The 13,121-nt window shown below is 45.1% G+C and carries 10 protein-coding genes; 4 read left to right on the top strand and 6 right to left on the bottom strand.

Going from position 1 to position 13,121, the window contains the following annotated elements; translation table 11 throughout:
• Positions 1–31: 31 nt before the first annotated feature.
• Complete coding sequence (locus tag IGK14_RS14715; RefSeq protein WP_010749059.1) at positions 32–1,924, bottom strand: M13 family metallopeptidase; 1,893 nt, start codon at positions 1,922–1,924, stop codon at positions 32–34.
• A gap of 140 nt (positions 1,925–2,064) precedes the next feature.
• Here IGK14_RS14715 and IGK14_RS14710 point away from each other — a divergent pair, with 140 nt between their 5' ends.
• Positions 2,065–2,604, top strand: a complete 540-nt coding sequence (locus tag IGK14_RS14710; protein WP_438712541.1) for a C39 family peptidase — start codon at positions 2,065–2,067, stop codon at positions 2,602–2,604.
• Between the two features lie 71 nt (positions 2,605–2,675).
• Positions 2,676–3,641: a ribose-phosphate diphosphokinase gene (locus IGK14_RS14705; RefSeq protein WP_010749060.1), complete on the top strand. Its 966-nt coding sequence runs from the start codon at positions 2,676–2,678 to the stop codon at positions 3,639–3,641.
• 78 nt (positions 3,642–3,719) lie between these two features.
• Here the strand turns inward: IGK14_RS14705 and IGK14_RS14700 are convergent, their stop codons facing one another.
• Both IGK14_RS14700 and IGK14_RS14695 read right to left on the bottom strand, forming a co-directional pair.
• Positions 3,720–4,739: a LacI family DNA-binding transcriptional regulator gene (locus tag IGK14_RS14700; RefSeq protein ID WP_005227844.1), complete on the bottom strand. Its 1,020-nt coding sequence runs from the start codon at positions 4,737–4,739 to the stop codon at positions 3,720–3,722.
• Positions 4,740–4,846: 107 nt separating this feature from the next.
• The gene (locus tag IGK14_RS14695; protein ID WP_142962452.1) at positions 4,847–7,111 is read right to left on the bottom strand and encodes a glycoside hydrolase family 65 protein; all 2,265 of its coding nucleotides are present in this window, start codon (positions 7,109–7,111) and stop codon (positions 4,847–4,849) included.
• 250 nt (positions 7,112–7,361) lie between these two features.
• On the opposite strand from IGK14_RS14695, the gene IGK14_RS14690 reads away from it, so the two are divergent.
• Entirely contained in the window at positions 7,362–9,536 is a 2,175-nt protein-coding gene (locus IGK14_RS14690; RefSeq protein WP_010749062.1) for a PTS transporter subunit IIBC, read from the top strand.
• Between the two features lie 93 nt (positions 9,537–9,629).
• Positions 9,630–10,460: an endonuclease/exonuclease/phosphatase family protein gene (locus tag IGK14_RS14685; protein ID WP_010749063.1), complete on the top strand. Its 831-nt coding sequence runs from the start codon at positions 9,630–9,632 to the stop codon at positions 10,458–10,460.
• 56 nt (positions 10,461–10,516) lie between these two features.
• Here the strand turns inward: IGK14_RS14685 and IGK14_RS14680 are convergent, their stop codons facing one another.
• The 3 genes from IGK14_RS14680 to IGK14_RS14670 form a co-directional block, all read right to left on the bottom strand.
• Positions 10,517–10,957 (bottom strand): hypothetical protein, encoded by a 441-nt coding sequence (locus tag IGK14_RS14680; protein WP_005233546.1) that lies wholly within the window; start codon positions 10,955–10,957, stop codon positions 10,517–10,519.
• Positions 10,950–11,723: a MurR/RpiR family transcriptional regulator gene (locus IGK14_RS14675; protein WP_010749064.1), complete on the bottom strand. Its 774-nt coding sequence runs from the start codon at positions 11,721–11,723 to the stop codon at positions 10,950–10,952. Before IGK14_RS14675 ends, IGK14_RS14680 begins: the two co-directional genes overlap by 8 nt.
• Before the next feature lie 63 nt (positions 11,724–11,786).
• On the bottom strand, positions 11,787–13,118 hold the full coding sequence (locus IGK14_RS14670; RefSeq protein WP_010749065.1) for a 6-phospho-alpha-glucosidase: 1,332 nt from the start codon (positions 13,116–13,118) through the stop codon (positions 11,787–11,789).
• Between the last annotated feature and the right edge of the window lie 3 nt (positions 13,119–13,121).

Below are 13,121 nucleotides of genomic sequence, written 5' to 3'. Positions count from 1 at the left end.
CGCAAGCAGAAAAATCTGCTTGCGCTTTTGTTTACCAGATCTGCACACGATCTTCTGGTGCACGATACATAGGGTCACCAGGTTTGATATCAAAGGTTGTATAGAATTCATCGATGTTTTGGACTTGGATATTGGCACGTAGTTTCGCTGGTCCGTGGACATCGATCGACAGTAAGAGCTGTTGGTATTGTTCTTTGGCTTTTGTACGCCAGATCTTTGCCCAATTGGTGAAGAAGTCTGCTAAAGAAACGTCGCTTTCTTTTTGCGCTGCTTCTAGCGCACAGCTTAGTCCGCCTGCATCGGCGATGTTTTCAGAAACAGTCAACGTTCCATTTACGGTACCGCCGGCAAAGGGCAGGCCATCAAACTCGTCGATCATCGCTTGAGCTAAGCGTTCAAAGTGGGCCAAATCTTCTTCTGTCCACCAATTGTTTAAATTACCATATTCATCAAATTTTGCCCCGTTGTTGTCAAAGGCGTGGGAGATCTCATGAGCAATGACCGCGCCGATCCCCCCATAATTTGCGCTGGTGGATTGCTCCAAACTATAAAAGGGCGCTTGTAAGATTGCCGCTGGGAAAACGATCACGTTTTTAAATGGGTGATAGTAGGCATTCACGGTAGCGGCGGACATTTCCCATTCCTCGCGATCCACGGGCTGCTGCCATTTTTTGAAGGCATCTTCTCGGAACAAACGATTGAAATGCAGGGCATTTGCCAGCAGACTTTTCTCTTCATCGGTATGCAATTGGTCATAAATGGCAGGAACTTGATCAGGGTACCCGATATGGATGCCTAAACGATTCAATTTGATGATCGCTTTTTGGCGGGTTTCTTCACTTAACCACGTGTTGTTGCGCAAACGATCTTGGTAGACAGCAATCATTGTTTCCACCATGTGTTTGACGTCTTTTTTCGCCGTTTCCCCAAAGTACTTGCGTCCATAATAATCACCGATCACTTGACTAAAATGACCCATCGTTAAGTAATAAGCCGCTTTTTGTTGGGGAGCCGCTTCATCGATCCCTGATAAGTAGCGGCTGTAGGTTCCGCCTAACTGACGCAATTCTTCACTCAGATAGCTAGTATAGCGCAAGCTTTGGTTGACGATCATCCAGCCTTTCAAGAGTTCAAAATGGCTATCAGAAACAATAATGTCAAAGGCTTCAAAGTAAGCGGGTTCCGTTACGATCAGCTCTTCTGGTGTCCCTGGTAAAAGGGCCGTCAAGAGTTGTGTAAAATCGATCTTGCTGGCTTGCTTTGCAAATTCTTCCAAGGAGCGAGGATTGTAATTTTTGCTATAATCCGCACTTTCTTCCGCACTGCGGACGTGAGGGGCGATCAATTTATCAAAAGCGATCGCTTGCTCTACCAGCGATTCCGCTTCTGCTTGGTCTTTTCCATAAGCAACTAAAACGTTGACGGCCATCTCAAAGTAGACTTGCAGCATTTCGCTTGCTTGGGGATTTTCTGTGTAATAAGTTTTATCCGGTAAAATAGTAGCAGGCGGATAGACCGACAAAGTATTCATTTGCGCATTTTTCATGTCTGCATCGACATCTAGTTGGAAAGGCAAGGCAATGCCATCTAAAACGAAACTTGCCAGTTGCTGATTCAATTCCTCATAAGAACGCAACGCTTCGATTTTTGCTAATAGTGCATTTGCTTCAGTAGCGCCAGCTGCCTCTCGTTGGGCAAAATCGCTGGCTAAGCGGTAAAAAGCCACAGCATCCCTCATGCGGCCTTTTGGCGTAGCATGGGGATCGTGTGCCATATTTTCAAATTCTGCGATCATTAAGGAATCGATTCCGTCAACGAGATCTTGGAATCCACCCGTAGCGGGTTTATCTGCTGGAATAACAGCGGTCTCCAGCCACTCGCCATTTACATAGTCATAAAAATCATCTTTTAACAAGGTTGTCATGTCTTTCGCTCCTCTCGCTTTCTACTATTATGAAACAAAATCTGTAAGGACGCAAAGAAAAGTTTTCTAGACGAAAAAGGGTTTTGATCCAAGTAGGAGGAGAATCTAAGGTATAATAAGAAAAAAGGCAGGTGAACGAGATGGAACAAGTAGAGTGGAAAGGGATCGCCGAAGAGCGGTTTCGTCCGTATAAGCAGTGGGTCACTCCTTCAGGGTATTTATGCGGCACCTATGCGGCAGCCGTCTTTTTGGCCTACTATCAAGATTATATCGATGAAACGATCATCCCGAAAGCGTTTCGCCGAAAAAAACAGCGGGATCTGACAGTAGTGACGGAAATGCTGCGGGTGCTGATTCAGCCTCATGGGTTGCCGACGATCGCTTGGCAAGTCAGTCATGGTTTGACTCGGTTTTTCGATCAATTCCAATTGCCTTACCGCGGACGTGCGACCGTTGTTGGCGGTTGGCATCGAGCGTGCAAACGAATCGACGAAGGCAAACCGGTTATCATCGGTATTTTGAAGCCTTTTGGTAGCACATATGGCAATCATTGGGTCGTGGCTTACGCCTACGCTGAAACCGCCAGCGGAGAACGTTATTTTAAAGTTCATGACAACTGGGGCAACTACAAAAAAGTGATTCCCGCCAGTTGGGTAAACGGTACCGTCACACTTCCTTGAACGAGACGGTTAAAAAAACAGTCACTTTGTGCTAGAATAGAAGAAAACAACCACATTCATTGGAGGCAATCATGGGCGAAAGTTATAAAGATAGTTCGTTGAAAATTTTTAGTTTAAATGGAAATTTACCATTAGCAGAAAACATTGCGAAAGTTTTCGGTACAGAACTAGGGAAGTCAAAAGTGACACAGTTTAGTGATGGAGAGATTGCCATCAATATCGAAGAAAGTGTGCGGGGCGACCATATTTATATCATTCAATCGACGAATGAACCCGTCAATGATCACTATTTAGAGCTATTGATCATGATCGATGCGATGAAACGGGCTAGTGCGAAGACCATCAATGTCGTTTTGCCTTATTATGCATATGCACGGCAAGACCGAACCGCCAACCCGCATGAGCCGATCACTGCAAAATTGATTGCCAATATGCTGGTGGAAGCAGGGGCTTCTCGAATCTTGACGCTTGATCTGCATGCCGTCCAAGTTCAAGGATTTTTCGACATCCCAGTGGATAATCTCTTTACGATCCCATTGTTTGCCCATTACTATCGCGAACAAAAAATGACGGGTGACGACTATGTCGTGGTTTCACCAAAAAACAGCGGTGTCCAACGGACCCGTAGTTTGGCAGAATATTTAGATACAGCGATCGCGATCGTCGATCAAGATGAAGCCGATGGCGGCTATGTGATCGGTGATGTCGTTGGGAAAAAATGTATTTTGGTTGATGACATTTTAAATACCGGCCATACATTGGCAAAAGCGGCAGACTTGTTGAAGGAAGCTGGTGCCAGTGAAGTGTATGCATGTGTCTCTCACGCCTTGCTTTCGCCGCCTGCTAAAGAAATTTTGGATCAATCAGCGATTGAAAGTATTTGTGTCACCGATTCTTGTTGGACCAGCGAAGAACGCCATCCAGAAAAACTGCACTACATTTCTTGTGCCGAATTGATGGGGGAAGCCGTTCGCCGTATCCACGAAAATACACCAATGAGTCCATTGTTCCGCCTGGAAAGCAAAGAGTATAAATAAAAATATGAAAAGCACCCGCTATCCTTAGGGACAGCGGGTGCTTTTGCATGTAAGGGGAAGTGGATCAGACCCAGCGGATCAGTTCAACTGGTTTCGGTTTAAGACCGTTTCTCGTTTGATCAGCTTATGTGGTACGACCAGCTGTACGCCGTTTGAATCTTCATGATTCAATTGCGCCATCAGCCGTTCGGTAGCGATTTTTCCTAAGGACAACACGTTGATATCGATACTAGTCAAATACGGATGGGTCAAAGTAGCAAAGATCGAATTGTTGAAACTGATGATGGATAAGTCGTCGGGGACTTTGTAGCCATACATCGTCGCTAATTGAATGATCCGCACAGCGAACAGATCATCGATCACGACGATGGCCGTTGCTTGGGATTCTTTGATCGTTTCTTCAAACGTGACGTAATCTTCCGCTTTTTCAAAGGTCAATGCTGGATAAAAGGGGAGATTTGCCAGCATCATGGCTTTTTGGTAGCCGAAGAAACGCTCGAAATACAGGTTTTCATGGGTCGTATTGGTAGCAAATAATATCTTCGTATGCCCTTGGGCGATCAGATGCTCGGTTGCTTGCTTGCCTAACAACTGGTTGTCATTATCGACAAAAACGATTTTGTCTTCATTGCTGTATGGTTGACCAATCAAAGTAAAAGGGACTTCTTTTTCGACCAGATAGTCGATGATGGGGTCTTTTTCATCGGAATAGACCAAGATAAAGCCATCTACTTGTTTTTGCAGGTGCATCCGTTCCACGTTTTTTAGTAATGTAGCAAAGTCACGGGCGGAGGCAACGGCAACCGTCATTTGATGATGGCGGGCCTCTTCATTGATGGCTTCGATCGTTTCTAAATAAAAGGGGTTTCCTAGTCGTTCTTTCGAATCAAGAGGCGGCAAGATCACGCCGATGGCACTGGATATCTGTTTGCCGAGATTTCGAGCCGCAAGATTGGGGACATAGCCCATTTCTGCCATTACTTTGCGCACTTTCTTCTTGGTATCTTCAGAAATGCTGGGATGATCGTTTACGACACGAGAAACCGTGGATGTAGCGACGCCAGCCTTTTTGGCGACATCTTTGACCGTAATGCTCACTGATTTCCCTCCTTTTTTAGCTTATAGTATCACAAAGTGTCGGCACAAGGGTAGAGCCAATCAAAAGAAAGAAGAAATGCAGACATTTCTTCTTTCAGAAGGCTTGTTTAGTTGATCGCTGCACTGATTTCGTCTTCTAAAACATAGTCTTTGCCATACAACTTGATTGGCAATGCCTCACCGCTGATTTTCTTCAATGTCACCGTCGAGTCATTGACGGAAACAAAGAGCAGACGTCCACGATAGTTGATGTGGAAGGCATAGCGGCTCCAAGTTTTAGGTAAGAATGGCGCAAACCCTAAGTGGTCGTGATCGGTTTTCATTTGAGCAAAACCTTGAACGATCGCTAACCAGCTGCCGGTCATAGAAGTGATGTGCAAGCCATCATCGGTATCATTGTTGTAATTGTCCAAATCAAGACGAGCAGTCCGCTCATACATTTCCAACGCTTTTTCTTCCATGCCTAATTCCGCTGCTAAAATCGCATGGATACTTGGAGAAAGGGAAGATTCATGCACTGTCATCGGCTCATAGAAATCAAAGTTCCGTTGTTTTTCTTCTTTGCTGAATTGATCGCCGAAGAAGTAGATACCTTGCAAAACATCGGCTTGCTTGATAAAGCAAGAGCGCAAGATATGATCCCACGACCAATTTTGGTTCAACGGCAAATGTTTTGGATCAAGATCGGAAACGGGCATCAAGTCTTTGTCTAAGAAGGTATCATGCTGGACGAAGACTCCAAGCTCTTGGTCTTCTGGGAAGTACATATTGTCGATGATGTCTTGCCATTTGGCTTGTTCTTCGTCAGAGATCGTGACAGTCGCTTCGTCTTTGAAGGCTTCATAGCTGGCTAAGGTATAAGCTAAGACCCAAGTAGCCATTTTATTGGTGTACCAGTTGTTATTGATATTGTTTTCGTATTCGTTTGGTCCTGTAACGCCATGGATCATGTATTTTTGCTGGCGTTTCGAATAGTGGACACGATCTGCCCAGAAACGTGAGATCGCACTTAACACTTCTAATCCTTCTTTTTTCAGGTAACTTGTATCGCCAGTATAATTCGTATAGTTGTAGATGGCATAAGCGATGGCACCATTTCGGTGGATTTCTTCGAAAGTGATCTCCCACTCATTGTGGCATTCGATCCCAGTGAAGGTCACCATTGGGTAAAGGGCACCTGCTAAGCCTTGTTTTTGCGCATTGATATGGGCCTGCGGCAATTGGTTGTGACGGTATTTCAACAAGTTACGGGTCACTTCTGGTTTTGCTAATGCCAAATATAATGGAACTGCATAGGCTTCGGTATCCCAGTAAGTCGCACCGCCATATTTTTCGCCAGTAAAGCCTTTCGGTCCAATGTTCAAGCGCTCGTCTTCGCCATAATAGGTTGAAAACAATTGGAACAGGTTGAAACGAATCCCTTGTTGCGCCGCAGCATCGCCTTCAATGATCACATCAGCTAAATCCCAGCGGGCTTTCCAAGCAGCAACTTGTTCTGCACGCAACGCATCATAATCTGCTTTGTATAAAGTGCCTAATTCGGTGACTTTTGCTGGATGATCATGAGCGGGAACATCACGACTCGTAACGATCAAGACTTCTTTGATCAATGAGAAGGTGTCACCGGCTGTTCCAGAAAAGGCAAAGGTATCAGCAACGCAAAGCTCGCTTTTCACGGAATCGATCGGTGTTTGGCTATGACGCATAGCAGAAGTGACAGTAAAGCGTTCAATGTCAAAATTATTTTCTACAGTCCGAGTGGTCAAGTAATGGAAGGTTTCGGTTTGGCCATGAGCCAATTCTTCCCAGAAACGTTCGTCGTAGTTGCTGTCTTCGTTATGGACATTGTTATCTAGTTTAGAAACGACTTTGATCTCAGCGTCGCCTTCAATGATCTCAGCGTCCATCTTAATGAGGGCAAGTTCACGTTTTACGATGCTCAAGAAGCGTTCAAAAGAGAATTTTACGGTGGCGCCTGCCAAAGTGACAGTAAAGTTGCGGCGTAAAATCCCGGTTTCCATGTCTAGTTCTAAACGGAAGTCACTTGGGCTGATTTTTGCTAAGTCGACTAATTGGTCATTGACAAATAGGTCCATTGCAATAAAGTTGACCGCGTTGATCACTTTGCCAAAATAGTCAGGGTAGCCGTTTTTCCACCAGCCGACACGGGTTTTGTCTGGGTACCAGACACCAGCGATATAAGTACCTAAGTGATGATCGCCGCTGTATTGTTCTTCAAAGTTGCCGCGCATTCCCATGTAGCCATTCCCGATACTTGTTAGCGACTCTTGCAGTCGACGATTTTCTTTATCTAAGGTAGATGTCGCGATTTTCCATGGATCGATCTCGAACAATCGTTGGATTTTTTTCATGAAAGTCCCTCCAGAATCTTTTTGATATCTCTATCATAAGCGCAAACGATTGCATCGTCAAGTGAAAGTTGTTGCGTTTAAAGAATTTCCTATTAGGAAACATCGAGAAAGAGAGATTCAGTTATATAAAGGTGAAAAGCGAATAGAATCCCTTTTGATATTTCTGGGTTTACAAAATCTTTTTTCTCCGTTAGAATGAAATCATTAAGAAACCGATTGCGTAAATCGATTCAGGGAAGGAAGAAGGAAGATGAAAAAATTATTGAGCTTCGAATTTTGGCAAAAATTCGGAAAAGCGCTAATGGTGGTTGTCGCTGTTATGCCAGCTGCTGGTTTGATGATCAGTATTGGGAAAACGATCCCAATGATCAATGCCGACTGGGCATTTTTGATCACTACAGGAGGCGTCATTGAAAACATTGGTTGGGCAATTATTGGTAACTTGCATTTATTATTTGCATTAGCTATTGGTGGTAGTTGGGCAAAAGAGCGAGCTGGTGGGGCATTTGCTGCTGGGATCGCCTTTATTTTGATCAACCGAATCACTGGTTCGATCTTTGGCGTGACGAGCGCGATGTTAACCGAAGAAGGTGCCTTTACCCATACGTTATTTGGGACGAAGATCATGATCGACGGCTTCTTTACTAGTGTATTAGAAGCACCTGCTTTGAACATGGGTGTCTTTGTTGGGATCATCGCCGGTTTTGTGGGAGCAACAGCTTACAACAAATACTATAATTTCCGCAAATTACCGGATGCGCTTTCCTTCTTTAACGGCAAACGCTTCGTACCTTTCGTAGTGATCGCCCGTTCAGTAGTCGTCGCATTAGTGTTATCGATCGTTTGGCCCTACATTCAGGCAGGCATCAACAACTTCGGTTTATGGATCGCGCAATCACAAGAAAGTGCGCCCGTTTTAGCACCGTTCTTGTTTGGAACCTTGGAGCGGCTGCTCTTACCATTCGGGCTGCATCACATGTTGACGATCCCGATCAATTACACCGAATTAGGTGGAACTTACACGATTCTTTCTGGCGCACAAGCCGGCACCCAAGTCTTTGGACAAGACCCATTATGGCTTGCTTGGGCAACGGATCTAGTGAACATGCGCAATGCTGGCGATACGTCACAATATCAATTTTTATTGGAAAACTTTGTTCCTGCCCGCTTTAAAGTTGGACAAATGATTGGTTCATCTGGGATCTTGATGGGCTTGTCTTATGCCATGTATCGCAATGTCGATGCGGACAAACGGCACAAATATACCTCTATGTATTTATCAGCTGCTATCGCTGTCTTCTTGACAGGGGTAACGGAACCGTTGGAGTTCATGTTTATGTTTGCTGCCGTACCGCTTTACATCGTTTATGCAGTCGTACAAGGGGCGGCGTTTGCGATGGCGGATATCGTCAACTTACGGGTCCACTCTTTTGGGAATATCGAGTTGTTGACCCGTACCCCAATGGCGATCAATGCCGGCTTAGGACAAGATTTGATCAACTTTGTGTTAGTGACCATCGTCTTTGGTGTTGGGATGTATTTCTTGGCCAACTTCTTGATCAAAAAATTCAACTTTGCAACACCAGGTAGAAACGGCAACTACGAAACAGAAGGAGCCAGCGATGCGCCAGCAACAGCTTCGGCGGATGGAAATTTGAACCCAGATTCGCAAGTCGTGAAAATCATTCATTTATTAGGCGGACGTGAAAATATCGCCGACGTTGATGCATGTATGACCCGTTTACGGGTCTCTGTGAAAAATCGAGAAGCGGTCGGCGATGAAAAAGCATGGAAAGCCGCAGGGGCTTTAGGCTTGATCGTAAAAGACAACGGTGTGCAAGCAGTGTATGGACCGAAAGCAGATGTCTTAAAATCAGACATTCAAGATATCTTAGATTCTGGTGTCACGATTCCCGAACCGACGGCTAGTCAAGCACCAGTAGAAACCACTACCCACCAAAGCCAAGGCGTGACAGCTGAACTAGCTGCCGTTGCCACTGGAGAAGTGATGCCGATCACCTCTGTCAAAGACCAAGTGTTTGCTGAAAAAATGATGGGTGACGGTTATGGCGTGCGTCCAGAGCAGACGACAGTTGTCGCACCAATCAGCGGGAAAGTCACCAACATCTTCCCAACGAAACATGCTATTGGCTTGCTTTCTGATGAAGGCATCGAAGTATTGGTTCACATGGGCTTAGATACCGTTGACTTAAACGGTGCCCCCTTTACGGTAGCTGTCACTGAAGGACAACAAGTGGCGGCGGGTGACAAGTTAGCGGAGATGGATCTCGCTGCAGTAAGTGCTGCTGGCAAAGACACCACCATCGTTGTAGTGTTGACCAACAGCAATCAAATCGATTCCTTTGAATTGACCCAAATCGGCAAGCAACAAGCAGCCGCAGTTGTTGGAATCGTAAAACTATAATAAAATGACAAGCGGGTCGACTCTTTTGTTGACCCGCTCTCTTTTATTTTTAAAAGGAATCGTACAAGCAAACCGAGAGAAGGAGCCTTATTCATGAAGGTATTAACATTGAACACCCATAGCTGGTTAGAAGAAAATCAGCTAGAAAAATGCAAAATGATCGCACAAGAGATTGCAACAGGCGACTATGACATCATCGCCTTGCAAGAAGTCAACCAAACGATCGCTGCTCAAGCCATCGTTCCTGATGGGCTATATTGCCCCACAGATACGCTGGTGGAAATCAAGGAGGACAATTTTGCTTTACGCCTAGTGGAAGAACTGCAACTGTTAGACTGTGATTACTACTGGTCATGGACCTACAGTCACGTAGGCTATGACATTTACCACGAAGGCAATGCCTTATTGTCCAAACAGCCCATCATTGCCAAAGAATATCTTGCTTCACAAGCCACGGATGTCTGGGATCATACCACGCGCAAAAACCTGAGCGGCGTGACTGAAGCCGATGGACAGATCGTACAAGTCGTTAGCTGTCACTTTTCTTGGTGGCAAGACGGTAAATTTGCCTACGAGTGGCAACAGACAGAAGCATTTTTAGCAGAACGGTCAGATACCTTATTGATTCTAGGAGATTTCAACAACGATGCGGCCAGTTCTGGTCATCAACTCGTCCTTGACAGCTCCTTACAGCTGCAAGACAGCTTTTTAACGGCTGCCGAAACGATCGGTGAAGCCTCTGTCGTTAAAGCCATTGATGGTTGGCAAGACAATCGAGAAGCATTGCGGATCGATTATGTTTTTGCATCCAATGACCTGCAAGCAACGGAATATGAAGTGGTTTTTGACGGAACGCGTACTCCGATCGTCAGCGATCACTTTGGAATCAAAGTGGTTTTTGCTTCAAAAACAGAGCCAAACTAGCAGAAGCGACAGCAAAAAAGTAGTGCCAATCGGCACTGCTTTTCTTTTTGGGGAAGTTAAATCGCTGATCGAACAAGGAGGAAAAAGAATAAACTCAATAAAAGAATGAATGCTAATGCCCCATAGGTAAAACTCTTTTCGCCCCAAGTTGCGTTTTCCTCCTGACTTGAAAGACTTCTTCTTGTAAAAAAGACGAGTCCTGCGCCGATGACATTCGCTGTCAGCAACTGCTGGAAGAAGATCAGGAATAAATACTGACCCAAAAGGCCCTTTTTACTCATGGAAAACCGTTGAATAAAGTACAGGCAAGCCCCTTGCAGCAAAAGGAGACTACTTAACAAGACCCCTAAAGCGGCTAACGGTTGCGAGTTGAGGTACTGGGCAAAGGTCATCCCATGGTTGAAGGCAGTCAAGGAAAGATAAAGATAGTAAGCACCGGCGATCAAAAGCCAATAACTCAGTAAAATCAATGGAAACGCCCATTTTCGTTTAGTCATGGTTGCCCTCCTGTAAAGTGAATAGTCCGTAGGAACGGATCAAATAATCAATCAAGCAGCTTAGTCCAATCAAAGACTGGCTAGGGATTTTCTTGCGACCGATTTGAAAAAAATCGCAATAATAGGTCAGGTGAAACGTTGAATGGCGAGCAAAATAATTATCTCCTGGCGCACTCAATGTCAAAACGGGAATCTGACGAATCGCAAAAGTCGTCAGATTCTCTTTGACGTTTTCTGTTTCGCCGCTCAGTGAGGCGATGATCACACAATCTTCGGCAGTGATCATCGGCATGACCATATCAAATTCCGTTTTGTTCGGCAATACGATCACTCGTTTTTCCATAGAAAGCATCATTTTGGAAAACTCCTCCAGTGCTTTCTTTTGGGAAAACCCAGTTGGGTAGCAGTAGATGGTTTTGCTGCGGTCAAACAAGCGGTTGAGGGCAGCTAAGTCTACCGTTTTTACATAGTTGAGGGTGGCGAAAATATCCTCTTGTTGCTTTTCAAAAATCGTTTTTTGTTGCGAAATCGTTGTTGCCTGTTCTTGCTGATGCCGTAGAAAATATTTGAACTCGGAATAGCCAGAAAAACCAAGTTTTTTCGTCAACCGTAAAATAGAAGACTTGGAGACGTGAACCTGCTCGGATAGCTCGACGATCCCCATAGATAGAACGGTGTCGCCGTTGGAAAGAATGTAGTTTAGAATGCCACGATCAAGTTCACTTAACTCTGATTGGTGCTGTTGAATCAAATACTGTAATTTCACAAAAACCCCTCCTTATTGATTAAGTATAGCTGAAAAGCCAGGAGGGGAGGCGAAGAACGCTGGCTAGTGTAATTCTGGCCAAAAGGCTTGATTTGCTTCAATCAATTCATCGAGTAATTCTTTGGCTACACGGGCATTTGGAACCACTTTTGAAAGAATCAGTGCTTGCCATAATTTCTGGTAAGAACCCTCTGCCCAAGCTTCCACGACTAATTTTTCTACGGCGACTTGTTGTTCCATCAATCCTTTTTGGAAGCGAGGGATCTTGCCTTGTGTGATTGGTTCTGCCCCGTTACTGCCGACGATACAAGGCACTTCCACCATTGCCTGTTCATCAAAGTTGACGATCGCTCCTTCGTTAGGCACGATCAACAGCATCCGTTCTTGCGTGTTATAAGCAATCGCTCGTGCAAGGTCCACGATGTAGCTGGCGTGTTCATCCACTTCAAGCGTGGTGTCAGTCGCTGTCTGGTTTTCTACGATGCGTTGGCATTCACCAAAGACGTGTTTTTCGCGGCCAGCCATGACTTCATTTGCCCGTGTAAAAGATGGGTTGGTGTGCGCCACTTCATCTTGAGGGAAAAAGTAATATTTCAAGTAGGTATTTGGCAAAGTGGATGGATCAACTTCGTACACTTCTTTTGCTTTGGCAAAGGTGTGCATCCAGCTGGCATCAGCATGTTGGCTCGCTTCGATTTCTTCTGGCAATGAATAGCCGTATTTTGCCACATGCGCCTGGATCTGCGGCAGCAAATCATTGCCAGCTTTGTCTCGTATATCTGTCCACCAGCCAAAGTGATTCAAGCCATAATAGCGAACGACCAATTCTTTGCGAGAAGCTAAACCGATCGCTTGCGCCATCCGTTCTTCGATTCCCACTGGCATATCACAAATATTAATGATCTTAGCATCAGGGCGCAATTTACGAGTCGCTTCTGCGACGATCGCTGCAGGATTGGAATAATTCAACATCCATGCATCAGGGGAATATTTTTCCATGTAATCGACTAACTCCAATACACCGCCGATAGAACGCATCCCATAAGCGATCCCGCCAGGACCACAAGTTTCTTGGCCGACCACACCATATTTCAAAGGGATTTTTTCATCCTTTTCGCGCATCGCATACAAGCCAACTCGGATATGCGCCATCACAAAATCGACATCCTGAAATGCGGTTTCGGGATCAGTGGTTGCTAAAAAGCTGATTTCTGGTGCGCGTTCTTTCAATAAAATATCGCAAGCTTGTGCCACTTTTTCTTGTCGTTCTTCCAAATTGTCGTAAAACTTGATTTGGCGAATCGGGAAACGATCCAAGTGTTCCAAAAGCATCAAGACGATTCCTGGGGTAAAGGTACTGCCGCCTCCGGCGATCACGATTGAAAATTTTTTCATTTT

Source organism: Enterococcus sp. DIV0970a, from assembly GCF_051711265.1.
GTDB lineage: Bacteria > Bacillota > Bacilli > Lactobacillales > Enterococcaceae > Enterococcus_D > Enterococcus_D casseliflavus.
Note: the sequence above shows the minus strand (reverse complement) of the source record. Positions and strands in the feature narration are given on the sequence as shown.

Bases quoted from the DNA above. Each gene is read 5' to 3' on its own strand.
- IGK14_RS14715 (WP_010749059.1), bottom strand. From the start codon at position 1,924: ATGACAACCTTGTTAAAAGATGATTTTTATGACTATGTAAATGGCGAG.
- IGK14_RS14710 (WP_438712541.1), top strand. From the start codon at position 2,065: ATGGAACAAGTAGAGTGGAAAGGGATCGCCGAAGAGCGGTTTCGTCCG.
- IGK14_RS14705 (WP_010749060.1), top strand. From the start codon at position 2,676: ATGGGCGAAAGTTATAAAGATAGTTCGTTGAAAATTTTTAGTTTAAAT.
- IGK14_RS14695 (WP_142962452.1), bottom strand. From the start codon at position 7,111: ATGAAAAAAATCCAACGATTGTTCGAGATCGATCCATGGAAAATCGCG.
- IGK14_RS14690 (WP_010749062.1), top strand. From the start codon at position 7,362: ATGAAAAAATTATTGAGCTTCGAATTTTGGCAAAAATTCGGAAAAGCG.
- IGK14_RS14685 (WP_010749063.1), top strand. From the start codon at position 9,630: ATGAAGGTATTAACATTGAACACCCATAGCTGGTTAGAAGAAAATCAG.
- IGK14_RS14680 (WP_005233546.1), bottom strand. From the start codon at position 10,957: ATGACTAAACGAAAATGGGCGTTTCCATTGATTTTACTGAGTTATTGG.
- IGK14_RS14670 (WP_010749065.1), bottom strand. From the start codon at position 13,118: ATGAAAAAATTTTCAATCGTGATCGCCGGAGGCGGCAGTACCTTTACC.